Genomic DNA, 23678 nt, shown 5'->3' with positions numbered 1-23678 from the left:
ACGGGCGTCGGGGAGGTCCCGGGAGTCAGCCCAGGGCGGCCGCCAGCAGCTCGAGCGTCCGGGCCCGGCCGGGCGTCGCGTCGAGCGGCTCGTCCGCGCGCGAGCCGGCCACGGGTACGACCATGACCTCCTCGACGCCGTGGCGGTCGGCCAGCCGGCGCAGCTCGGCGGCGGCGTGCTCCGGGTCGCCGATCAGCCAGCGCGACCGCATCCCCTCGACCGCCTGGGCGAGGCCGTCGGCAGGCGCGGCGAGCGCCTCTTCGACGGTCTCGAGAGGACCGAGCGCTCTGCCGGTCCGCAGCCGGGCCATCTGGCGCAGCTGCGGCAGCGCGCGCTCGTCGGCCTCGTCCGCGGTGGGGGCCACGACGGCGTTGAGCGTGAGGAACGTGCGCGGCTCCGGGTGGGCCTCGCTCGGCCGGTAGCCGTCGCGGTACAGGGCGAGCACCTGGTCGATCCCCTGCCCGGAGAAGTGGTTCGCGAAGACGTACGGCAGGCCGAGCTCGGCCGCCAGGCGCGCCGAGTAGTCCGACGAGCCGAGCAGCCACACCGTCGGGGTGCTGTCCGCCGCCGGCGTCGCCCGCACGTCGTAGACGTCGCCGGTCACGAGGCGCAGCCGGGCGCCCTCGGGGCCCATCAGGGCGAGGATGTCGCTGACGTGCTGCGGGAACCGGTCGACGTCGGCGGTCGGGCCGGTCGCGCGCAGCAGCGAGGTGACGACGGGGTCGCTGCCCGGCGCGCGGCCGAGGCCGAGGTCGATGCGGCCGGGGGCCAGGGCCTCGAGCGCGGCGAACTGCTCGGCGACGACGAGCGGCGCGTGGTTCGGCAGCATCACGCCGCCGGACCCGACGCGGATCCGTTCCGTGCGGGCCGCGGCCGCGGCGATCATGACGGGCGGCGTCGATGCCGCGACGGCCGCCATGTTGTGGTGCTCGGCGAACCAGTAGCGGGTGTACCCGAGTCGGTCGGCGAGCCCGGCGAGGGCGAGGGAGGCCCCGATCGCCTGCGCGCTGGTCTGGCCTGCGCGGACCGGGACGAGGTCGAGGACGGACAGTCGCGGCGTCAGGCCGGAGGTGCGGTTGTTCATCGCCTGGGACAACCGTCCCGCCGGCGATCCTGTTCCGACGCCGACGCCGACGCCGACGCCGACGTCGCACGGGGCGCGGTGCGACGTCGGCGCAGGTCGGCGGCCATCCGCGGGCCGCCGTGGACGGGCTGTCGAACAGCCACGATGACCTGCAATGATGCCGAGGTGCCTCTTCACGTCCGACTCGTAAACGATGCCGACGTCGACGCCGTGGTCGACCTCTTCCTGCAGTACCTGAACTTCTACGGGCAGGAGGTGCCCGCCGAGCAGGCTCGCGAGTTCCTCCTCTCGCGGCGCGACGCCGGCGACAGCGTCCTGCTCGTCGCCGTGCACGGCGACGACGGGCGGGCCGACGACGTCGTCGGCTTCGCCCAGGTGTACCCGACGTGGTCGTCAGTGAGCCTGGGCCCCGTGTGGGTCCTGAACGACCTGTTCGTCGACCCTGCCGAGCGTGGCGACGGCGCCGGCCGCGCCCTCGTGCGGGCGACGGCGGAGCGCGCCACCGCGGCGGGTGCGGTGCGCGTCGCCGTCACGACCGCCTGGGACAACATGGCCGCGCAGTCCCTGTACGAGTCGGAGGGCTTCGCGCGGGACGCGGACTTCATCCACTACGCCCACGTGACGCCCCTGGCCGACTGAGCGCGGGCGCCGACCGAGCGCGGGCCGGCTTCAGGCCGGCCGGGCGCGCCGCCGGGTAGGCCCGCCCACCTGCCCGTAGAACGGGACCATGTGGAACGACCTCCTGGACATGGGCGTGACGGCGCCCGACAAGATCCTGCGGACCGTCGCGGTCTACCTGGGGCTGGCGCTGCTCCTCCGGCTGGTGGGCAAGCGGGACCTCGCGCAGCTCAACACCCTCGACCTCGTCGTGATGCTGCTCCTGTCGAACGTGGTGCAGAACGCAGTGATCGGCCCGGACAACTCGCTCGTCGGCGGGCTGCTGGGCGCCGTCGTGCTGCTCGGTATGAACGCCGTCGTCGACCGCCTCGTCCTGCGCAGCGACCGCCTCGCGCGGCTCCTGGAAGGTTCACCGGCGGTGCTGGCGCGGAACGGTGCGTGGGACGACGCGGCGCTGCGCAAGGTGGGGCTGCGCCGGGCCGACGCCGACGCGGCTCTGCGCCGTCAGAACGCCAACGGCATCGACGAGGTGGAGACCCTGAGCGTGGAGCCGGGCGGCACGATCGTCGCGACGCTCAAGCCCGGCGAGCAGTCGGCGACCGTCGACGACGTGGCTCGCCTGGAGGCCAAGCTGGACGCCCTCCTGGCGCGGTACTGACCTCGGCCCGCCCGCACCGGCTCGTCCACAGCGACGACACAGCGTCATGCCATGCGGGGTCCAGCCGGCGTCCCTACGGTCGCAGCATGAGCAGCCACAGCAGCACCACAGACCACGCCGATACTGCCCACGACGACGCGCCCGAGGCGCACGACCTCGGCCTCTCGCACGACCTGCCCACCCTCCTCAGCCGCCGCCGCGCGCTCGGTCTGTTCGGTGTCGGCGGGCTCACGGTCGCCCTCGCCGCCTGCTCGACCGGCGACGCGACGTCGTCGAGCACCGCGACGAGCTCCGCCGCCGCGCAGCCCGGCCAGCCTCCGACGGGCGGCGGCGGCGCTCCCGGCGCCGTGTCGCAGGACGCCGTGGGCGAGGGCGAGATCCCCGAGGAGACCAACGGCCCGTACCCGGCCGACGGCACGAACGGGCCGAACATCCTCACCGAGACCGGCGTGGTGCGCAGCGACATCACGACGAGCTTCGGCGAGTCGAGCGGCACCGCCGAGGGCATCCCGCTGACGTTCACGATGACCGTCGTGGACGTGTCCGGGGAGGGCGACGCCGGCACCCCCGTGGCGGGCGCCGCGGTCTACGCGTGGCACTGCGACCGGGACGGGAAGTACTCGATGTACGACCTCGAGGACCAGAACTACCTGCGCGGCGTTCAGGAGGCGGACGCGAACGGCACGGTGACGTTCACGTCGATCTTCCCCGGCTGCTACGCGGGCCGCTGGCCGCACATCCACTTCGAGGTGTACCCGACCCTCGCCGACGCGACCTCCGCCACCAACCGCATGCGCACCTCCCAGCTCGCGTTCCCGCAGGACGTGTGCGAGACCGTGTACGCCACCGACGGCTACGAGAGCTCCGTCGGGAACCTCGCCGGGGTCTCGCTGGACTCGGACAACGTCTTCTCCGACGGGTACTCCCTGCAGATGGCGAAGCTCACGGGGTCCGTCTCCGAGGGTTACACGGCCACGCTGCGCGTGCCCGTGTAACGGGCCGGCGAGCGTGAACGCGCCGCTATGGTGGACCGATGCCGTCTGTCAGACAGTTCCAAGTCACCTTCGACTGCGCAGAGCCTGAGCGCGTCGCTCGCTTCTGGTGCGAGGTGTTGGGGTACGTCGTACCGCCGCCACCGGAGGGGTTCGCCACCTGGGACGAATACGATCGCTCGCTGCCGCCTGAGGATCGGGGTGCATGGTTCGCCTGCATCGATCCCACGGGTGTCGGTCCGCGGCTGTACTTCCAGCGCGTTCCCGAGGGCAAGGTCGTCAAGAACCGGGTGCATCTCGACGTGCGGGCCGGCACCGGGCTCGTGGGTGAGGAGCGCCTCGCCACCCTCGAGGCCGAGGCCGCACGGCTGCTCGCGCTCGGCGCTACACACGTGCTGACGCAGTACGCCGACGAGGAGAACGAGTCGTGCATCACGCTGCAGGACATCGAGGGCAACGAGTTCTGCCTCGACTGAGGGCCGCCCGTATGGGAGACACCCCTAGTAGCCCGCCAGGGAGCGCACCGTGTCGATCGTGTCCGCCTCCGAGGCGCTCTTGTCGTCGCGGTAGCGCAGCACGCGCGCGAACCGGAGCGCCAGCCCGCCCGGGTAGCGGGTAGAGCGCTGCAGCCCGTCGAACGCGATCTCGACGACCTGCTCGGGGCGCACGTGGACCACGTGCCCCGAGCGGGTCGTCTCGAGCTCGAGGAACCGGCGGGTCTGCCACGCGAGCATCTCGTCGGTCATGCCCTTGAACGTCTTGCCGAGCATGACGAAGCCGCCCTCGGGGTCGCGCGCACCGAGGTGGATGTTCGACAGCGTGCCCTGCCGGCGGCCCGAGCCCCACTCGACGGCCAGCACCACGAGGTCGAGCGTCTGGCGCGGCTTGACCTTGACCCACCCGGCACCGCGGCGGCCCGCCGCGTACGGCGCCTCCAGCGACTTCACCACGACGCCCTCCTGCTGCTCGCGCAGGGCGCCCGCGAAGAAGTCCGCGGCCGCCGCCGGGTCGTCCGTGACCAGGCGCCGGACCGTGTGCGGCGCCGCGACCTGGTCGAGGACTGCGAGCCGCTCGCGCAGCGGGGCGTCCACGAGGTCACGGCCGTCCGCGTGGAGCACGTCGAAGAAGAACGGGGACAGCTGGACCCGGGACGCAAGGGCCGCCTCAGCGGCGGGATCGGACGGGTCGGCCGAGGCGCCGACGTCGGACCCATCGCCGGCCGCGCCGGCGGCGGCCTCGCGAGCCTCCCGCGTCGCGGACCGGGCGGCCGTCTCCTGGAAGGGGCGCGGGACGCCGTCGGGCCCGAGGGCGAGCGCCTCGCCGTCGAGCACGAGGCGGTCCGACGGCAGGGCGCGCACCGCGGCGACGATCTCCGGGACGCGGTCGGTGATGTCGTCGAGAGACCGTGTGTGAACACGCACCTCGTCGCCGAGCCGGTGCACCTGGATACGGATGCCGTCCAGCTTGACGTCGACGCAGACCTCGCCCGGCGAGCCGAGCTTCTCGATGGCGGCGCCGACGTCGGGCGCCGACTGCGCCAGCATCGGCCGCACCGGCCGCCCGACCTCCAGCGTGAAGCCCGCCAGGACAGTGAGCGGGTCCCCGCCCGGCGCCGATGCCAAGAGTGCGGCGCTCGCGACCGGGCCCGTGGCGCCCCGGAGCATGACAGCACGGCGGACCGCGTCGGCGGGCACACCGGCCGCCTCGGCCACCGCGTCGACGACGACGGAGTCCAGCGCGCCCTGCCGCAGCTCACCGGCGACCAGTCCCCGCAGGAACGCCTGCTCGCGCTCCGTCGCCGCGCCGAACAGCGCGGCCGACGCCGCCGCACGCGCCGCCTCGGAACCGGTGCCCGAGAGCGCCGCGATCGCCTCGAACGCGGCGTCCACGTCGCGGACGGTGAGCGTCGCCGTCGTGGCGGGCGGCGGCAGGTGGCGCAGGGCCGCCCAGCCGAGACCGGTGCGGCGCTGGCGCAGCTCGCCGGCGAGGTAGGCGACGACGATCTCGACGTCGTCGGCGGAATCATCGGCGGCCCGCCGCAGGAGCTCCGCGATCGCGGCGCGCTTGGCGAGTCGCGACCGGGTGGCGGCGACAGCGTCGGAGGTGGCGGCGACGTCGGCGAGGAGCATGCCCCCATCGTCACCGGGGGACGGGTCTCAGACCACCCCGGCCACGCCGAGCAGCGAGCCGATCCCGAACGTGGCGCCCAGCGCGAGCGCGCCGCCCACGACGACGCGGGCGATCGACCGAGTCCGGGGGCTGCCGCCGATCCACGCGGCCATCCCGCCGGTCACGGCCAGGGCGGCCAGGACCACGACGAAGGTCACCGCTGAGCGCCACGGCTCGGGCACGAGCAGCACGGACGCGAGGGGCAGCACGCCGCCGACGGTGAACGCGAGCGCGGACGCGGTGGCGGCGTGCCACGGGCTGACGACGTCGTACTGGTCGATGTTCAGCTCCGCGGACAGGTGGGCGCCCAGGGCGTCGTGCGCGGTGAGCTCGACCGCGACCTGCCGCGCGGTCGTGGGGGAGAGGCCCTTGGCCTCGTACAGACCGGCAAGCTCGGCGAGCTCCTCGTCCGGCATCTCCTCGAGCTCTCGGCGCTCCTTCGCTATGAGCGCCTTCTCGCTGTCGCTCTGGCTGCTGACGGACACGTACTCGCCGAGCGCCATCGAGATCGCGCCACCGACGAGGGCCGCCAGCCCCGCGATGAGGATGGGGGCGTTCTGCGTCGTCGCGCCCGCCACGCCGACCACGACGGCCGCCACCGACACGATGCCGTCGTTCGCGCCGAGGACGCCGGCACGTAGCCAGTTCAGCCGCTGGGCCAGCCCCTCCCGGTGCGGTTCGGCGTCGTGCGCGGCCGGTGGGTTGGCGGCCTGCCCTTCCTGTGCCTGCGTCGACATGCGACCAGCCAAACAGGTTCCCGGCGAGGTTTCCAGCAAGGAGAGGCTTGCCGAACCGGTGCGCCGTTCAGGCCTGAGGGCCGACGAGGGCGTCCGCCGTGACCGTCCGCGCGTACAGGACCGAGCGGCCGGCGCGGTGCGCGCTGACGAGGCCGGCGTCCCGCATCGCCGTCAGGTGCTGGGACACGCCCGCCGCGGTGAGGCCAGCTCGCTGCGCGAGCTGGGTGGTCGAGGCGGGGGAGTCGAGCTCGGCGAGCAGCAGGGCGCGGCTGCGGCCCAGCACGGCGGCGAGCGCGTCGAGCTGTCCCGTGGGACGCGGCTCCCAGACGGTGCCCGCCCCCAACGCCGGGTAGGCGAGCTGGGGCGGGTCGGGCGGCGTCGTCCGCGTCAGCACGCGGTCCCGGAGGAACACCGAGGGCACCAGGACGAGGCCCGCGCCGGCGCCCTGCCGGGTCACCTTGCAGCTACGGCGGACGAGGTTGAGCGAGCCCTCGTCCCAGCTCACCGACTCGTGCAGCTCGTTGAGCACGTGCGCCGCGCCGAGGCCCGCGACCGAGCGGGCGCGCTGGAACACGTCCGCCTCGAGCACCGTCGTGATCCGCGACCACCAGGGCGCGAGCGCGATCTCCCAGTAGCGCGCTGCCTCGTCGGCCACCTGGGCGAGCGTCGCGGCCGGGTCGGCACGCAGCGGCGCCAGACGTGCGGCCGGGACGCGGCCGTCCGCGACGAGGGCGTCGAGGTCCTCGACCAGGTGTTCGGGGTCCGTCGCGCGAATGGCCGCGAGCTCCTCGGCGAGGGTGGGGAAGGCGGTGGCGGGCAGGGGGGTCAGAAGGTCCGCCAGGAACCCGTCGGGCGGGACGAGGTCCGCGAGGCGGCCCCGGTCGAGCCCCGCCGACCGGACGAGCGGGCGCACGCGGGCTGCCCAGCGGGGGTACGGCGCGGGCGCGGACGGCCGGGTGAGCAGGCGGAAGCTCGTGACGACCTCCCACATCGGGGACACGGCGAAGCGGGTGCGCGCGACGTCGTCGGCCGTGAACGGGACCTGTACGTCCATCGTTCCTCCTGCAGGTGGGGTGACTGATTCAGCGACACCTTAATCATTCGGTCGCGCGCTCGGGGACCCGCAGGCTCGGGCCATGCTCAGCTCCTACCGAGGCCTGCCGCCGGCCGTCTGGACCGTCTTCGCCGGGACCGTCGTCAACCGGCTCGGGTTCGTCGTGGTCCCGTTCCTCGTCTACTTCCTCGGCGACCGCGGCATCCCCGACGAGCGGATCCCGGCCGTCCTCGGCGCCCTCGGCGTGGGCGGACTCGTCGGCCCCGTGCTCGGCGGGTACCTGGCCGACAGGCTCGGGCGCCGGACGACACTGCTCGCCTCGCTCCTGGGTGCCGCGGCCGCCTTGGGTCTGCTGTACGCGGCGCCCGGCGCGTGGACGATGGCCGGGGCCGCGCTCCTCCTCGGCACTGCCTCGTCGGCCGGCCTGCCCCCCGCGAGCTCGATCGTGGCCGACGCCACGCCGCCCGGCCTGCGCCAGCGCGCCTACGCGCTCCAGTACTGGGGCGTGAACGTCGGCACGGCTGTCGCGGGCGTCCTCGGCGGCTACCTCGCCGAGCGCGGGTACGGCCTGCTCTTCGCCGTCGACGCCGCCACGTTCCTCGCGTTCGCCGTCATCGTCGTGCTGCGCCTACCCGACGTGCCGCGGGTCGCCGCCGCCGCCGACGCCGGGAGCGGTGCTGGGCGCGCCCCGCGCGCGGGGTACGGCGTCGTGCTCCGGGACCGCCTGATGCTGGTCCTGCTCGTGGTCCTCGGCGTCCAGCTGTTCGTCTACTCGCTCACGGAGTCGGTGCTCCCGCTCGCCGTGCGCGACGCCGGGCTCCCGCCCACCGTCTACGGCGCGCTGGCCGCGGTGAACGCCGTCGTCGTCGTGCTGCTCCAGCCCTGGGCCGCCGCGCGCGTGGCCCGGCTCCCGCAGCTCCCGGCGCTCGCGGCCTCGGGCGTGCTGGTCACGGTAGGGGTCGCGGCGACGGGCCTCGCTCACGACGCGCTCACCTTCGGGCTGACGGTGCTCGTGTGGTCGGCCGGGGAGGTGATCGCTGGCGGGATCGCCGCCGCCGTCGTCGCCGACCTCGCGCCGGCAGATGCCCGTGGTCGCTACCAGGGCGCCTTCCAGTGGACGTGGGGCGTGGGCCGCTTCGCCGCCCTGACCGGCGGCGTCGCGCTCTACACGGCCGGGCCGGCGGTCTGGTGGCTGACCCTCGGGGCCGGCCTGGCCGCCTCGTCGGCCGTCCTCCTCCTGCGCGGCGCGGTCGAGCGCCGGCTCGCGCTGCCCGACGACGTCCCGCTCGCGGGGGTGCCGCTCGCCGAGGTGCCGGGGCGGTAGATGCCGGCGTAGCGCGGTGGGTGGGGCTCAGCGGGCGCCGGCTCCGGTCCGCGGGCTCACAGCGACTCCAGGCGCTCCTTCAGGGCGAGCGCCGCCCGGGCGCGGAGGGTCGCCTCCTCGGCGTCGTCGTCCGACGCGGCAGCGGTCGCGGCGTCCATGTGCTGTGCGAACCGCACGTCGGCCGCCTCGATCGTCGCGGCCGGGTCGGCCGCGTACGCCTCGGCGACGGCTGCGAGATCGTCGTCGGAAAAGGTCACGCCCATGGTGTCGATCGGCAGTACGACGTCGTACACGGCTGTCGCGATGGCGGCGTCGACTCGTTCGGTGATGTTCACGCGGGAAATCTAGCGGGACGCACGGCCGGGGTCGAAGGACCGCGCCGATGCCTTGCTGTCCGTGCGCACCACGCCTTCCGGGGTCGGGTTCGCCTGAGGCCGGGTTGCCCGGGCCGGGTCGCCCGGGGTCGGGGGGGGGGGGGGGGGGGGGGGGGGCCCACCCCCCCCCCCCCCCCGCCCCCGCGCCCCCCCCCCACCCCCCCCCCCCCCCCCCCCCCCCCCGGCGCGACCTGCCTCAGCAGGTCGGCGTCGGCGCCTCGCCGGCGAGCCGGGCGTTCGTCCACGCCAGGAGCTCCGCCGTCAGGGGTGAGTCGGTCTCGACCAGCGACAGGTGGCTGAGGCCTGAGTACTCCCGGAAGTCGATCGCCTGGCCGGCGGCGCACCGTGCCGCCACGAAGTCGCGCTGCTGTGCGGGCAGGACGAGCCCGTCCGCCGTGCCCTGGCCAATGAGCACCGGCGCGGCGATCATTCCGGTCGGGCTGTTCACCCGCAGCAGCTGTCCCGCCTCGCCGTCGATCTGGTCCGGGCGGAAGATCTCCTGCGACAGCTGCGTCGCGGTCGCGATCCCGGCGAGCGCGTCGCCCACCGTGGCGGCGCAGCGGTTGCCGATCAACCGGACGATCGGCCCGTACCCCGGGGTCACCATCGCGGTGAGCTCGAGCTGGGGGTAGTAGTCGGCCCAGGACTTCGCGATGTACGCGGAGATGACCTTGCCCATGGTCGTCGCCTTGACGCCCTCCGCGAGCGCGTGCAGGTCGGACGCGGGCGCCAGGGCGGCCACGCCGAGCAGCTCGATCTCCGGTGCGTAGTCGGGTGCGACGATCCCGGTCCACAGAGCGCTGTGGCCGCCCTGCGAGTGGCCCCACACGACGGTCCGGGCGGACAGGTCGACACCGTCGAGCTCGTCGGCCGCACGCTGTGCGTCGAGGACGTTGTGCGCGGCGTCCGGGCCGACGAGGTACGCGTGGGGCCCGGCCGTCCCCAGGCCGACGTAGTCCGAGGCCACCACGACCCAGCCCTCGGCGACCATCTGCGCCTGGGGTGCCGCCGCATCGTCGGGGAAGGGCGAGGCGGACAGCGACGGCGCGCACCGCGGGACGATTCCCACGGTGCCGTGCGCGACCGAGAGGACCGGCCGCGGGCCGTCGGGCAAAGCCTCGGCGGCGAGCACGGTGCCGCTCGCTACCTGGGGCTCGCCGGCTCCGTCCGTCGTCGTGTAGAGGATGCGCCAGGCTTGCATCCCGTCCGGGACGACGTCCGTCATCTGCTCGGACCGGATGAGCCGTCCGGGCTCCTCGGGCACCGACTGCGGCGGCGTGTAGAACGCGTCGGGGGCGATGCGCGGGTCGCCCCGGTACAGCAGCGCGGTCGCACCGAGCAGCGCGACCGCGACGAGGAGCGCCAGCGCGCCGCCCGCGGTGTGTGCCCACCGCCGCAGGCGCCGCCGCCGCGCACCACCGTCGGCTGTGCCCGGCGCCGGGCCGCGCCGTCGGCCGCCCCGGACGGTGCGGATCACGAGCGTGAGCCCCGTCAGGACCAGCCAGGCGCCGATGAGCAACCCGACGAGGAAGAGCGACAGCTTGGGCCACACCAGCACGAACAGCCCGATGGCGACCGAAGCGCCGCCGAGCAGGCCTCCGGCGACGCGATCGTCGCGGGACCCCCGCACCGCGCGGACGATCGCCGTGACGCCGCTCACGACCAACCCTGCTGCGAGCAGCGCCGCGAGCACTCGCACGGACGCGACGCGCCACGCGACGACCGTGACGCCGAGCGCGACCAGGACGCCGCCCGCCGCACGGTCGAGCCACCGCGGCCACGTGGCGACGTCGGGCGCCGAGTCCCCGCCCGGGATCCCCCGGCCGAGGAGAAGCGGCACGCCCGCTACGACCAGGCCCGCCCCGGACAGCGCGATGACGACCTGCACGGACGACGGTGCGTTCAGCAGCAGCACGACGCCGAGCGCCGCCGTCACAAGCCCGGCCAGCGCCCGGACGACGTCGGACGTCGTTGCCAGAGTGTTCGGCGGAGCGGGCTCGCTCGTACCGGGCGGATCGTGCGTGATGGTCACTTTTGGGACCTTACCTGCGATGAGGATCGCGGGCCTGTCGGACGGGGCGCGCCCTCGAAACGCCTCGACGCCGCCGCCGTTGTGACATGACGCCGCCGACCAGCAGGACGCCACTTCCAGCCCGAATTCCCCAGTATTGGGGCTTGCATCCCTGCCATCGCCGCCCTACTTTTGTCGAAGCGCTTCAACGGAGTGGCCCCGTCGACGCTGATGCTGGGCCGGCCACGATGCGGCGAGCGATCGTCGCTCATTACCCAAGGCGCGCTCGACGGGGAGCCAACCGCCCCTTTCGAGCGCCACATGTGCGCGAAGAAGGGCATCCCGTGAAGAGACCCCCTTGGAAGAAGCTCGCCGCTCTGGCGGCCGGGCTGGCGCTGTCGGCGAGCCTCGCCGTCCCCGCCGGCGCGCAGACGACACCTGAGCGCCGTCCGTCCGCCGCGCCGACGTCGGCGGCGGCGGAGACCGTCGCCGCCATGCAGCCCGGGTGGAACCTCGGCAACACGCTCGACGCCGTCGGCGCCGACGAGACCGCCTGGGGCAACCCCCGCGTCACGCAGGCGCAGTTCGACCAGATCGAGAAGCAGGGATTCAACAGCGTCCGCATCCCCGTCACGCTGGGCCAGTACCAGGGCGCGGCTCCTGGCTACACGATCGACCCGGTCGTGCTCGCCCGCGTCCAGGAGGTCGTGGACCTGGCGCTCGCCGAGGACCTGATGGTGCTTCTCGACCTGCACCACGACTCGTGGATGTGGACGAACCAGATGCCGACCCGGCACGACGAGGTGCTGGCGCAGTTCACCTCGACCTGGGAGCAGCTCGCGCAGCGGTTCCGCGACTACCCGCGCACGCTGCTGTTCGAGAGCATCAACGAGCCGCAGTTCGCAGGCGTCACCGGCGACGACCAGAGCTACGCGCTCCTGAACGAGCTCAACACCGTGTTCCACCAGGTGGTGCGCTCGTCGGGCGGTGCGAACGCGGATCGCGTGCTCGTGCTCCCCACGCTCCACACCAACGCGGACCAGGGACGGCTCGACGCGCTCGCCGCGACGTTCACGGCGCTGGCCGACCCGAACCTCGCCGCCACCTTCCACTACTACGGCTACTGGCCGTTCAGCGTGAACGTGGCCGGCGGCACCCGGTTCGACGCGACGGCGCAGCAGGACCTCACCGGTACGTTCACGCGGGTGCGCGACACCTTCGTCGCGAACGGGATCCCGGTGATCCTGGGCGAGTACGGCCTCCTGGGCTTCGACCGCCACACCGGCACGATCGAGCAGGGCGAGAAGCTGAAGTTCTTCGAGGCCCTGGGTCACCAGGCGCGCACGACGGGCATCACGACGATGCTGTGGGACAACGGTCAGCACTTCGACCGCACGGCGTTCGTGTGGCGGGACCCGCAGCTCTTCGGCTACATCTCGTCGAGCTGGACCATGCGGTCGGGCACGGCGTCCACCGACCAGGTGTTCGTCCGCGCGGGCGCCGTGACGGCGCAGACGGTGACCCTCAACCCGAACGGCACGTCGTTCCGCACCCTGTACCTGGGGACGCAGGCGCTCAAGGCGGGCCGCGACTACACGCTGTCCGGTGCCGCGCTCACGCTCTCGGCCGCGCTCCTCGGGCGCCTCGCCGGCGACGGCCAGTACGGGACGCGCGCCGAGCTCACCGTGAAGTACTCGCGCGGGCTGCCGTGGCAGATCAAGGTGATCGGCTTCGACACGCCGGTGCTGCAGGGCGCCGTCGGGACGACGGCGGACTTCGCCGTGCCGACCGCGTTCAACGGCGACCGGCTCGCCACGATGGAGGCGCGTTACCTCGACGGGTCGAACGCCGGCCCGCACAGCTGGACGTCCTTCAAGGAGTTCGACGTCACGTTCGCGCCCGACGAGGGGGCCGGCCGGATCCTGCTGCGCCCGGCGTTCTTCGCCGAGGTCACCGACGGGGCGCCGGTTACGCTGACGTTCCACTTCTGGAGCGGCGAGACCGTCCGGTACACCGTCGTCCGGCAGGGGTCGGCGGTCACCGGCACCGTCGGCTGACGACCGGCGTCGCAACAAGGCGCGAGAGCCTCCGGGTGGGTTCCCACCCGGAGGCTCTCTCTTGACCCTAAGGTGGCTGACCATGAGGCGTGCAGCAGGACTGTTCCTGACCGTGACCGTGCTGCTCGCGCTCCTCGTCGTCGCCGACCGCGTCGCGGTCAGGGTCACAGAACGCGCCATGGTCGCGGCGTTCGAGCAGCAGGTCGACGTCACCGGCGCGAGCCTCGACATCACGGACTTCCCGTTCCTCACCCAGGTGGCGCGCGGTGAACTGACGCACGCGACGGGCTCGGCCGGCACGGCGTCGTTCGGCGGCTACCTCGTCACCGACCTCGTCGTCGACGCGCGAGGCGTGGGCATCGCCTCGCCGTACGTCATCCGGACGGGGACGGCCTCGGGCCTGCTCGCCGTGGACGTGCTCGAGCAGGCGCTGCGGGAGCAGACCCGGCTCGAAGCCGACCTCGGCACGCAGGGGGACACCCTCGTCCTGTCCGGTCAGGTCCTGGGGCTCACTCTGGCTGTGGCGGGCCGCCCGCGGGTCGCGGACCCGGACACCCTCGCGATCGACATCGTCTCGGTCGACACCGGGTCCGGACCGCGGCCCGTCGACGAGCTGCCGAGCGCCGTCGCCGCTGCCCTCACCGGCATCGAGGTGCCGCTCGCCCTGCCCGAGGGTGTCGCGCTCGACGCCGTCGAGGTCGTCGACGGGTCGGTACGCGTCGAGGTGAGCGGCACCGGCGTCGCGCTCGAGGAGCTTGTCGCGTCCTGACGGACCCCGTCAGCCGAAGGTGACGACCACCTTGTCCGCCGCGCCCGGAGTGCTCGCCTTCTCGAGCGCCTCGAGGGCCTGCTCGAACGGGAACCGGTCGGAGATGATGATCGCGAACTTCTCCCAGTGGTCGACGATCTCGCGGGTGACCTCGAAGATCTCGGTCGGGTAGCCCATCGAGAGCACGATGTCGAGCTCGGCGGCGAGCGCGTCGGAGAAGTCGACCGGGACCGGCTTCTTGTGCACGGCGACGATGCCGAGGCAGGCGCGGTGCTTGGCGGCCTTCACTGCGGTCTCGATCACGACGGGAACGCCCGCGGCGTCCAGGTAGATGTCGGTGCCGACGCGCGGCCTGCCACTGGCGGTGGTGCCGGTGCCGTGCAGCTCGGTGAGGCGCTCGATCACGTCCTCCTCCGCCGAGTTGACGACGGCGTCCGCGCCCACAGCGAGGGCCTTCTCGAGCCGGGACGGGATGATGTCGACGACGACGACGCTCGACGCGCCGCTGAGCTTGTAGCCGATGGCGGCGCCCAGGCCGATGGGGCCGGCGCCGAACACGACGACCTTGTCGCCCGGCTTCGGGGCCGTGCGGTTCACCGCGTGGCGGGCGACGGCCATGGGCTCGTTGAGGGCCGCGACGTCGAACGGGATGTGGTCCGGGATGACCGCGAAGCTGTGGCCGGCGCGCGCCTCGGTGACGAGCACGTACTCGGACAGGGCGCCTGCCGGGCCGCCGCTGCCGATCATGTCGTCGCGGGAGGCGATGGGGTTGAGGACCACGTGGTCGCCCACCTCCACGCCCTCCACCTCGGCGCCGACCTCGACGACCTCGCCGGCGGGCTCGTGGCCCAGGGGAGTGGCGCCCTGTCGCGGCGGGATGCCGCCGTTCGAGACGTAGAAGCCGTCCGATCCGCAGATGCCGCACGCACGGATGCGGACGAGCAGGTCGCGAGGGCCGGCGGTGGGGGTCGGGACCTCGACCATGGCGGTGGTGCCCGGTCCGCTGACGATGACGGACTTCATCACTCTCTCCTTCGTGTACCCGCCGGTGCGGCGAGCGTTGCTAATTCGAATTAGTGGACCGTACCATGGCGGCGTGGAGGATGAGAAGAAGGGGCGTACTGCCAAGCGCGCGACGAAGCGCGCGACCATGCGGGACGTCGCGGCGGCGAGCGGCGTCTCGCCGTCGACGGTGAGCTTCGTGCTCAACGACGCTCCGCACCAGACCATCTCCGCGGCCACGCGGGAGCGAGTGCTGCGCGCCGCCGACGAGCTGGGCTACGTGCCGCACGGTGTCGCCCGCGCGCTGCGCGAGGGCTCCAGCCGGATCGTGCTCCTCAACCTCGACCCGCTGTTCCGCGGAGGCAGCATCGACGGGTACACCCGCGGGCTCGACGACGAGCTCGGCCGGCACGGGCACGTGCTCCTCGTCCGCCGGGCCGGCGGATCACCCTTGGAGCCGGTGGTCGACGCGGTGGTGCCCCGCGCGGTCGTGAACCTTGCCGGCATCTACGACGAGTGGGAGTCGGCGGCCGATGGGGGGTGGGTGAACGGGCTCGGCGCGCACACCCGCTCGCAGCTCACCCATCTGCAGGAAACGGGGCACGTCGTGGTCGCGTTCGCGCTGCCCGGCGACGTCGAGGCGGCACCGTTCGCGCAGGTCCGGCTGCGGCTCGCGCGGGCGGCCGCCGCGTCGGTCGGGATCGTGCAGCTCGAGGTGCTGCCCGTGCCGCGGGACGTGGAGTCGGCCCGGGCTGGGGTGGGCGAGTTCCTCGCGATGCACCCCGAGGTCACGGCAGTGGCGGCCTTCGACGACGTCGTGGCGCTACGCGTGCTCGCCGCCCTGCGCGCGCTCGGCAAGCAGGTGCCCGGCGACCTGGCCGTGATCGGCTTCGACGCCACCGAGCACGGCGCGTACTGGGACCCGCCGCTCACGAGCGTGCGGGTCGACGCCGAGGCGTTCGGCCGCCGCGCGGCCCGTCAGGCGCTCGGCCTCGACGCGTCCGACGTCGTGCCGGGACCGGCCACGGTCGTGGCCGGCGGGACCGCCTGAGGGTCCTTGACCCTTACTACTAACCCTCGCTAAGTTGTCCGAAGTGTCCGGTGTTAGCGCTCACGTACAGGGTTGTGCGTCGCGCCGTCGCGTACTCGGAGGCGAGGCTTCACAGAGGCGGCCTGCCGAGCGGGACACGTTACTCGTTCACCCGACGAAGGGATCGACCATGAAGAGCGCCCGCACGGCCGTCCGCAGGGGGGTCGCGGCCATCGCGATCGTCGCCACCGCACTGCTCACCGCCTCGGCAGCGGTGGTCGGCACCGCGTCGGTGGCGTCCGCGAGCGTGCCGACCGCCGGTGGCACGTACCAGCTCGTCGCCGGGCACAGCGGGATGTGCCTCGACCTGCCGGGCGCTTCCGGGGATAATGGCGTCGGGCTGCAGCAGTGGGGCTGCACCGACGGCGCCGCGTGGCAGCAGTTCCGCCTCACCTCCGTGAGCCAGGACCGGTACCAGCTCGTCAGCGTCAGCAGCGGCAAGTGCCTCGACGTCGCCGCCGGTTCCACCGCGACCGGAGCCCGGGTGGTGCAGTGGGACTGCGGTGACAAGGCCTGGCAGCAGTGGACCCTCACCGCCGGGACGAGCGGTGCCTACCGCGTCGCGAACGTGAACAGCGGCCTGTGCCTCACGGTCCAGAACGCCTCCACCACGTCCGGTGCGGCGATCGTCCAGGGCGCGTGCACGACCGCGACCGACAAGCAGTGGACGTTCGACGGCGGCGACACCGCGCCGGGCTCGTACAGTGTGGCCGCCGACGGCACCGGGCAGTACCGCACCGTCCAGGCGGCCGTCGACGCCGTCGGGACGGGCAACGCGAGCCGGGTGACGATCACGATCAAGCCCGGCACGTACCGCGAGCGCGTCGTCGTCCCGACCGACAAGCCGTACGTCAGCCTGGTGGGCGGCGGTGACAGCCCCGACGACGTCGTGATCGTCAACAACGTCAGCGCCGGGCAGGCCGGGAGCCACCGCGGCAGCGCGACGCTCGTCGCCGAGGGCCACGATTTCGTCGCGGACAACCTGACCGTCTCCAACGACTACGACGAGGCGGCGAGCGGGGCGTCCCAGGCGCTCGCCGTCTACCTCAACGCGGACCGGGCCGTGCTCGACGACCTGCGCCTGCTGGGCGACCAGGACACCTTCCTGGTCAACAACAACGCGCGGGCCTACGTCACCGACTCGTACATCGAGGGCACCGTCGACTTCATCTACGGCGGCGGCATCGCCGTCTTCGAGCGCTGCCGCATCTACGAGAAGCGCTCCACCGGCGGCCCGATCACCGCGGCGAGCACCCCGGCGGAACGTCAGTACGGCTTCCTGTTCTACCGGTCGACCATCACGGGGGCCACCAACGGCACCACGCAGCTCGGCCGCCCCTGGCGCCAGGGTGCGCAGGTCGTGTACCGGGAGTCGTCGCTGTCCGCGACCATCGCGACGGGCCAGCCCTGGATCGACATGTCCGACGCCCAGTGGGAGAACGCGCGCTACTTCGAGTACCGCAACACCGGCGCCGGCGCGACGGTGAACAGCAACCGTCCGCAGCTGACCGACGCCCAGGCCCTGGACTACACGCCGCAGCGCTACCTGGCCGGATCGGACGGCTGGAACCCGGTCGGCTCGCCGTGGTCCGCGACGCCCGACGGCTTCGCGGCCACCGGGGGCGGCACCAACGGCGGCTCGGGCGGCCAGACCGTCACCGTCACGACCTACGCCGACCTGGAGCGCTACGCCACCGCGTCCGGCCCGTACGTCATCCGGGTCGCGGCCCCCATCACGGTCACCCCGTACGGCCGCGAGCTCCCCGTCGCGTCCGACAAGACGATCATCGGCGTCGGGACCCAGGGCCACATCGTCAACGGCGGCTTCTTCCTCGGCGAGGGCGTGCACGACGTCATCATCCGCAACCTCTGGATCCGGGACACCCGCATGGCCGACGACGACCCCGACGACAAGGTCTACGACTACGACGGCATCCAGATGGACACGGCCGACCACATCTGGATCGACCACAACCGGATCTCCCGGATGAACGACGGCCTCATCGACAGCCGGAAGGACACCACCTACCTGACGGTCTCGTGGAACATCCTGGAGGAGGGCAACAAGTCGTTCGGCATCGGCTGGACGACGAACGTCACCTCGCGCATGACGATCCACCACAACTGGATCCGTGCCACCAACCAGCGCAACCCCAGCATCGACAACGTCGCGTTCGCCCACCTCTACAACAACTACCTGCAGGACATCACGAGCTACGGCAACCTCTCGCGCGGCGCGGCGAAGACGGTGATCGAGAACAGCTACTACGAGCGCGTGAACAACCCCTACTACCCGGACACGACGGCGGCGTCGCTCACCCAGACCGGCAGCATCCTCGTGAGCACCACCGGCCGGGCAGAGACCAACGGCACGACGTTCAACCCCGCCGACCACTACACCTACCGGCTCGACCCCGCGGCCGACGTACCGGCGATCCTCCGGTCCGGCGCGGGGCCGCAGCCGACGATCGGCTGACGCGCGACGGCGAGCGGTCGCCTCAGTGCGAGGCGACCGCTCCGCCGTCGGACGACGACGACGCAGGCGGCTCGATGAGGTCCCAGGGCATGCCGTACAGGTCCTCGAAGACGACGACGGTGCCGTATTCCTCGTGGCGCGGCTCCTCGCGGAACTTCACGCCGTAGGCGCGGAGGCGCTCGTACTGCGCCGCGAAGTCGCCGGTCTCGAGGAAGAACGCGACCTTGCCGCCCGCCTGCCGGCCGACGTCGGCCCCGTCGCGCGCGACGGCCAGGACGAGCCCGGTCCCGCCGTCGGCCGGTCCGACGACGACGCGCCGTCGGTCACCGGACGTCTCGTCCTGCCGGACGACGAACCCGACCGCCTCCGTGAAGAAGCCGATCGCCTCGTCGAGGTCGCGGACGAGGTAGGTCACGTCAGAGATACGCAGCACCGGCCGATCCTAGACGGCTGGTTCCAACAGAGCGCTCCGGTCCTGGCCGAGCCGGACCTGGTGGTCCGTGACGGCCGTGGCGAGATCAGGGTCGTGGGTGACGAGGAGCAATGCGCAGCCGGAGCCGGCGACCTCCGTCATGAGGCTGTCCATGGTGGTCTCCTGGGTCAGCAGGTCCAGGCGCGAGGTCGCCTCGTCGGCGAAGATCAGCACCGGCCGGGGGAGCATGGCGCGCACGATCGCGATCCGCTGCAGCTCACCGCCCGACACCTGGTCCGGCCGCCGGCTCAGGATCTCCAAGGGGAGACCGACCTCGCCGAGCAGCGACCGCACCCGCGCCTCGTCCGCGCCGTGCCGGCGCATCACGTCGCGCATCGCGCGCTCGAGCGGCACACGGCCCGGGAAGGAGAGGGCCGGGTCCTGGTAGAGCTTCTGCAGCCGGCCGCGCGTGACGTCGCCGTACCCCACCGTTCCCCGATCGACCGAGGTCAGGCGCAGCAGGGCGTTGCCCAGCGTGGTCTTGCCGACGCCGCTGGGGCCGGTGAGCGCCCACCGTTCGCCGGGGCGGATCTCGAGCGAGACGTCCTGGAACACGGCGGTGTCGCCGTAAGACTTGGTGATCCCGTGGGCCGCCACGAGCGGCTCCGCGGTGGGATCCGCCGCCGCGGCGTTCGCCATCCACGGGAAGCTCCAGCGTGAGGGCTCCGCGGCCAGCAGCCGCTTGGTGTAGTCGGTGCTGGGCGTGGTCAGCACCCGCTCCGCCGGCCCGGCCTCGACGACCGAGGCGTCGCGCATCACCAGGACGTCGCCACCGAGACGGCGGGCCAGACGCAGGTCGTGGGTGATGGTGAGCAGGAGCCCGCCGTCGGCGACGTGGGCCGCGAGCAGGTCCGCCAGCCGGTCGAGCGAGCCCGGGTCGAGGCCCTTCGAGGGCTCGTCGACGATCAGGAGCCGCGCGCCGCCGATGGTGGCGGCGGCGTAGGCCACCCGCTGCGCCATGCCGCCCGACAGGGTATGGGGATACGCGGACCCGGCGTGGGCCAGGCCCAGGTGGTCGAGCTTCTCGTGGGCCAGCCGGAGCGCTGCGACGTCGCCCGGCCGCCATCCTGGTGCGCCTTCCGCCACCTGCCCGCGCACCAGCATCGTGGGGTCGAGCGCCAGCGCGGGCTCCTGCGGGAGCATCGCCAGCCGGCGACCCCACAGGTGCCGCCGGCCGGATCGGTCGGCGAGGTCGAAGCGCGTGCTGCCGATGGTCATCGAGCCCTCGACGGCCAGCTCTGGCGGCAGGGTGCCCATCAGGGCGTGAGCGAGCAGGGACTTGCCCGATCCGCTCTCGCCGACGATGGTCAGCGGCCGGCCCGTGTCGATCCGGAGGTCGGCGACGTCGGCCAGCGGGGTCGCGCCGTGCCGGACGACGGCCCGGTGGACGGCGAGGCTGTTGTCAGTCATCTGTTCTCCTCAGAGGTGCGCAGGCCCAGGAAGCAGATCGTGAGCAGGAAGAGCACCGCGATCGGTGCGATCGACATCCAGGGCGCGACGTCATAGAAGGCGAAGGAGTCGGTGATCATCAGCCCGAGCTCGGCTCGCGGCGGCTGGAGGCCGACCTTGACGAAGCCCAGCGTCGACATCGCGAGGATGGACGTGACCATGCCGAGCGAGGCGAGCGTCGTGAGAAGCGAGCGCAGGTCCGGCCACAGATGGCGTCGCACGATGTGGACCGGACCGAGCTCGAGCAGGCGGGCCGCCTCGACGGCCGGTGAGCCCAGCACCAGTCCGCTGCGGGCTCGGACGACGCGGAAGTACTCCACCCACTGGGCGAGCGCGAGCCCGAGGTAGAGGGCCCACAGGCTGCCGCCGGAGGCGAGCGCCGAGACCAGCAGCACCACGAGCAGGGCCGGGATGGCCACGAACGCCTCGGAGACGGCTCGCATCACGGCATCTACCCAGCCGCCGAACCAGGCCGAGGCGATCCCCGCGACGCAGCCCAGGACCAGGGCGGTGGCGACGCACAGCGCGGCCAGCACCAGGGACAAGCGGGTGGCGTGCGCCAGCCGCGCCAGGACGCTGCGGCCGTAGTCGTCGCGCCCCAAGGGCTCGGCCAGGGTCGGGGCCTCGAGGAACCGACTGAGGTCCTGGGCGGCCGGGTCGGAGAGCACCAGCGGACCGACGATCGCGAACATGACCAGCGCGACGAGACCGAGGGCCGCGGCGCGGCGCGCGAGCGTCGAGCGGCGCGAGCGGCCGGCGACCGTGGCCGCCACGTCGAGAAGTGAGGTCGTCATGCGGATGCCTCCAGGCGGCGCGGTCGGGGGTCGAGCCAGAGCACGGCGAGGTCGACCACGGTGTTGATGGTGACGACGAGCAGCGCGAGAACCAGGGCGGTCGCCTGGAGGACCGGCACGTCACGCCAGAACACCGCGTGCACCAGGGAGTGCCCCAGGCCCGGCCATGCGAACAGGCTCTCCACCACGACCACGCCCTCGATCAGGATGACCGCCTGGACGCCGAGGTAGGGGACCAGGACGACGGCGGCGTTGCGGAGGACGTGGCGCAGCAGGACCAGCCGCTCGGGCAGGCCCTTGGTGTGCGCGAACCTCACGTACTCGGACTGGCGGACCTCCACCACGGCGTCGCGGGTGACCCGGGCGACCAGCCCGGACAGGCCGGTGCCGAGCGTCAGGGCGGGCAGCACGAGGCTGGACGCGTCGCCGTGGCCCACCGCAGGCAGGAGGCCGAGCTGTGCGGAGAACACGACGACGAGCAGCAGGCCGAGCAGGAACGGCGGCACCGCCCGCACCCCGGCCACCCAGGCCGTCGCCAGCCGGTCGACGATCCCGCCGGGCCGGCGGGCCGCGAGGACGCCTGCCGCGCCCCCGAGGACGACCGCGAACGTGAGCGCCACCGCGGCGAGCTGCAGCGTGCCGAGCAGGTAGTAGCCGACCTCCTCGGCGACAGGCCGCGAGGTGACCAGGGAGCGACCGAGGTCGAGCCGGAGCAGGTGGAGCAGCCAGTCGCCCAGCTGCTGCCACACCGGCCGGTCCAGCCCGAGCTCGGCCCTGACCGAGTCCGCGGTCTCCTGGTCGACCAGGTCGTATCCGTACCGGCCGGCGGCGATCCGGTACGCGGCATCGCCCGGCAGGCTACGCACGACCAGGAAGCACAGCACCGAGACCAGCACCGCCACGCCGGCGGCCTGGACGCCACGGCGGGCCAGCACGCCCACGAGCGCCGAACGCCGGATCACGACGCCCACTGCAGGTCGGTGATCCGCCACGTGGTCTCCAGCGGGTCGAGGACGAAGCCGTCGACCCGCTCGCTCACAGCGGCGTTCATGCGGTACCACGCCACCGGGACGAGGGGCAGCTGCTCGTGGGCGGTGCGCACGATCGTCGCCCGGTGCTGCTCGGCCTCGGCGTCGGAGGCGCCCTGCAGCAGCGCGTTCACCGCGCTGTCGACCGCCGGGTCGCTCCAGTTCATGACGCCCCAGTCCGAGCCCTCGGGTGCGAAGACGTCGGCGACGGTCACGAGCGGATCCGACACGAGCGCGAAGTGGCGTGCGATCAGGGCGAGCTCCAGGCTGCCGTCGGCCTGACGGGCCGGCACCTCGCTGGAGTTGGTCACCTCGACCTCGATGCCCACGCCGATCTCTGCCAGCGCCGCCTGGATCGCGGTGGCCAGGGCGGGCAGCTCGGCGCGGTCGGGGTAGGTGACCAGGTTCAGCGTCAGCGGAACGCCGTCGCGCTGGAGGGCGCCGTCCGCGCCGGGCGTCCAGCCGGCCTCGGCGAGCAGGGCCCGGGCGGCCTCCTGGTCGTGCTCGAGCGGCTCGAGGTCGGGGTGCCAGGCCGGGAGCGACGGCGGGAGCAGCTGGGTCGCGGCCAGCTCCTTCTCGCGGAGCACGGCGTTCGCCATCGCCTCGCGGTCCAGCGCGAGGCTGAGGGCGCGACGCACCCGCACGTCGCCCAGGACCGGGTGGGCGGCGTTGACCTTGAGCAGGATCGTCCGCGGCTGAAGGCTCGACTCCATGCCCACGCCGTCGGTGGCCTCGACCCGCTGTCGGCCGGCCGGCTCGAGGCCGAACACCACATCAGCCTGGTCGCTGACTGCCATCAGGGCGCGCGACTCGGCCCGGCCGACCGACTGGAACGTCACGTTCTCGATGGCCGGGGCCGCGCCGCGCCAGCCGTCGAACCGGGCGGTCTGGATCGAGGCCGGGAGCTCGACGCTCTTCACCGCGTACGGGCCGGTCCCGATGATCTCGGTGACGCGACCCTGGTCGTCGTAGGACGCCGGCGCGAGGATCACGGTGCTGTAGTGCGTCAGCACGGCGGGGAGCGTCAGGTAGGGCTGCGTCAGCTCGAACGCGACCGACGACTCCTCCGGGCGGATCTGATCGATCGGCACCTCCGCCAGGGGGCTCGCCGTCTCCGCAGCGGCCTTCTCCAGGGCCGCCACGACACTCTCGGGAGTCACCGGGGTGCCGTCGTGGAAGGTCGCGCCCTCGACGAGCTCGAACTCCCACTCTGTGTTTTCGCTGGAGGACGACCACTGCGTGGCCAGGCCCGGGGCGAGCTCGCCGTCGAGGTCGCTGGTCACCAGCGTCTCGGTCACCTGTAGCCGCGTGAACACCTCACCGTCCGCGGCGGGCTCGAGGCTGTGGACCTCGAACGGCCCGACGATCCGCAGGGTGTCGGTGGGGGAGGTGCGGGCGGAGGCGCCGGCACATCCCGTGACGGCCAAGACAATCGCCGGCAGGGCGGCGAGGGCGCGGGCGCGCAAGAGAGTTCGCATGTGGTCGTGCCTTCCAACGTAGGGAGCACGGTGGAGAGTAAT

At 73.1% G+C, this 23678-nt stretch carries 21 protein-coding genes; 9 read left to right on the top strand and 12 right to left on the bottom strand.

The window, feature by feature from the left end:
* Nucleotides 1-25 precede the first annotated feature (25 nt).
* Nucleotides 26-1084: an LLM class flavin-dependent oxidoreductase gene (locus L1785_RS10525; protein ID WP_236089211.1), complete on the bottom strand. Its 1059-nt coding sequence runs from the start codon at nucleotides 1082-1084 to the stop codon at nucleotides 26-28.
* Nucleotides 1085-1249: 165 nt separating this feature from the next.
* Between L1785_RS10525 and L1785_RS10520 the strand changes: the two genes are divergently transcribed.
* The 4 genes from L1785_RS10520 to L1785_RS10505 all read left to right on the top strand — a co-directional run bounded on the left by L1785_RS10520 (nucleotide 1250) and on the right by L1785_RS10505 (nucleotide 3828).
* A complete protein-coding gene (locus L1785_RS10520; RefSeq protein WP_236089210.1) occupies nucleotides 1250-1723 on the top strand; it encodes a GNAT family N-acetyltransferase in 474 nt (157 codons plus the stop codon).
* An 88-nt stretch (nucleotides 1724-1811) separates the two neighbouring features.
* Nucleotides 1812-2360 carry a DUF421 domain-containing protein gene (locus L1785_RS10515; protein WP_236089209.1) on the top strand — a complete coding sequence of 183 codons (549 nt, stop codon included), beginning with the start codon at nucleotides 1812-1814 and terminating at the stop codon, nucleotides 2358-2360.
* 86 nt (nucleotides 2361-2446) lie between these two features.
* The gene (locus L1785_RS10510; RefSeq protein ID WP_236089208.1) at nucleotides 2447-3355 is read left to right on the top strand and encodes an intradiol ring-cleavage dioxygenase; all 909 of its coding nucleotides are present in this window, start codon (nucleotides 2447-2449) and stop codon (nucleotides 3353-3355) included.
* A gap of 38 nt (nucleotides 3356-3393) precedes the next feature.
* The gene (locus L1785_RS10505) at nucleotides 3394-3828 is read left to right on the top strand and encodes a VOC family protein (RefSeq protein ID WP_236089207.1); all 435 of its coding nucleotides are present in this window, start codon (nucleotides 3394-3396) and stop codon (nucleotides 3826-3828) included.
* 24 nt (nucleotides 3829-3852) lie between these two features.
* Here L1785_RS10505 and L1785_RS10500 read toward each other — a convergent pair whose 3' ends face one another.
* The 3 genes from L1785_RS10500 to L1785_RS10490 form a co-directional block, all read right to left on the bottom strand.
* Complete coding sequence (locus tag L1785_RS10500) at nucleotides 3853-5481, bottom strand: ATP-dependent DNA ligase (protein WP_236089206.1); 1629 nt, start codon at nucleotides 5479-5481, stop codon at nucleotides 3853-3855.
* Nucleotides 5482-5508: 27 nt separating this feature from the next.
* Nucleotides 5509-6258, bottom strand: a complete 750-nt coding sequence (locus L1785_RS10495; protein ID WP_236089205.1) for a VIT1/CCC1 transporter family protein — start codon at nucleotides 6256-6258, stop codon at nucleotides 5509-5511.
* A gap of 67 nt (nucleotides 6259-6325) precedes the next feature.
* On the bottom strand, nucleotides 6326-7312 hold the full coding sequence (locus tag L1785_RS10490) for an ArsR/SmtB family transcription factor (protein ID WP_236089204.1): 987 nt from the start codon (nucleotides 7310-7312) through the stop codon (nucleotides 6326-6328).
* Nucleotides 7313-7394: 82 nt separating this feature from the next.
* Here L1785_RS10490 and L1785_RS10485 point away from each other — a divergent pair, with 82 nt between their 5' ends.
* A complete protein-coding gene (locus tag L1785_RS10485; protein WP_236089203.1) occupies nucleotides 7395-8636 on the top strand; it encodes an MFS transporter in 1242 nt (413 codons plus the stop codon).
* A gap of 56 nt (nucleotides 8637-8692) precedes the next feature.
* On the opposite strand, the gene L1785_RS10480 is transcribed toward L1785_RS10485, so the two are convergent.
* Nucleotides 8693-8971, bottom strand: coding sequence for a hypothetical protein (locus tag L1785_RS10480; protein WP_236089202.1), 279 nt, complete (start codon nucleotides 8969-8971; stop codon nucleotides 8693-8695).
* Nucleotides 8972-9206: 235 nt separating this feature from the next.
* Nucleotides 9207-11042, bottom strand: a complete 1836-nt coding sequence (locus tag L1785_RS10475; RefSeq protein WP_236089201.1) for a lipase family protein — start codon at nucleotides 11040-11042, stop codon at nucleotides 9207-9209.
* Nucleotides 11043-11365: 323 nt separating this feature from the next.
* Here L1785_RS10475 and L1785_RS10470 point away from each other — a divergent pair, with 323 nt between their 5' ends.
* Both L1785_RS10470 and L1785_RS10465 read left to right on the top strand, forming a co-directional pair.
* A complete protein-coding gene (locus L1785_RS10470; protein WP_236089200.1) occupies nucleotides 11366-13078 on the top strand; it encodes a cellulase family glycosylhydrolase in 1713 nt (570 codons plus the stop codon).
* 82 nt (nucleotides 13079-13160) lie between these two features.
* The gene (locus L1785_RS10465; RefSeq protein ID WP_236089199.1) at nucleotides 13161-13847 is read left to right on the top strand and encodes an LmeA family phospholipid-binding protein; all 687 of its coding nucleotides are present in this window, start codon (nucleotides 13161-13163) and stop codon (nucleotides 13845-13847) included.
* A gap of 9 nt (nucleotides 13848-13856) precedes the next feature.
* Here the strand turns inward: L1785_RS10465 and L1785_RS10460 are convergent, their stop codons facing one another.
* Entirely contained in the window at nucleotides 13857-14870 is a 1014-nt protein-coding gene (locus L1785_RS10460) for a zinc-dependent alcohol dehydrogenase (protein ID WP_236089198.1), read from the bottom strand.
* Between the two features lie 73 nt (nucleotides 14871-14943).
* On the opposite strand from L1785_RS10460, the gene L1785_RS10450 reads away from it, so the two are divergent.
* Nucleotides 14944-15900 (top strand): LacI family DNA-binding transcriptional regulator, encoded by a 957-nt coding sequence (locus L1785_RS10450; RefSeq protein WP_308113307.1) that lies wholly within the window; start codon nucleotides 14944-14946, stop codon nucleotides 15898-15900.
* 169 nt (nucleotides 15901-16069) lie between these two features.
* Nucleotides 16070-18415 (top strand): pectinesterase family protein, encoded by a 2346-nt coding sequence (locus L1785_RS10445; protein ID WP_236089197.1) that lies wholly within the window; start codon nucleotides 16070-16072, stop codon nucleotides 18413-18415.
* Between the two features lie 22 nt (nucleotides 18416-18437).
* Here L1785_RS10445 and L1785_RS10440 read toward each other — a convergent pair whose 3' ends face one another.
* From L1785_RS10440 to L1785_RS10420, 5 genes are read right to left on the bottom strand one after another with little or no spacing between them, the layout of a single operon-like run.
* On the bottom strand, nucleotides 18438-18848 hold the full coding sequence (locus tag L1785_RS10440; protein ID WP_236089196.1) for a VOC family protein: 411 nt from the start codon (nucleotides 18846-18848) through the stop codon (nucleotides 18438-18440).
* Nucleotides 18849-18857: 9 nt separating this feature from the next.
* Nucleotides 18858-20297 (bottom strand): ABC transporter ATP-binding protein, encoded by a 1440-nt coding sequence (locus L1785_RS10435; protein WP_236089195.1) that lies wholly within the window; start codon nucleotides 20295-20297, stop codon nucleotides 18858-18860.
* Nucleotides 20294-21130: an ABC transporter permease gene (locus tag L1785_RS10430; protein ID WP_236089194.1), complete on the bottom strand. Its 837-nt coding sequence runs from the start codon at nucleotides 21128-21130 to the stop codon at nucleotides 20294-20296. Before L1785_RS10430 ends, L1785_RS10435 begins: the two co-directional genes overlap by 4 nt.
* Entirely contained in the window at nucleotides 21127-22092 is a 966-nt protein-coding gene (locus L1785_RS10425; protein ID WP_236089193.1) for an ABC transporter permease, read from the bottom strand. Before L1785_RS10425 ends, L1785_RS10430 begins: the two co-directional genes overlap by 4 nt.
* Nucleotides 22089-23636, bottom strand: coding sequence for an ABC transporter substrate-binding protein (locus L1785_RS10420; RefSeq protein WP_236089192.1), 1548 nt, complete (start codon nucleotides 23634-23636; stop codon nucleotides 22089-22091). The genes L1785_RS10425 and L1785_RS10420 overlap by 4 nt, the downstream gene beginning before the upstream one ends.
* Nucleotides 23637-23678 lie beyond the last annotated feature (42 nt).

Source organism: Antribacter soli, from assembly GCF_021568775.1.
Lineage (GTDB): Bacteria > Actinomycetota > Actinomycetes > Actinomycetales > Cellulomonadaceae > Antribacter > Antribacter soli.
Note: the sequence above shows the minus strand (reverse complement) of the source record. Positions and strands in the feature narration are given on the sequence as shown.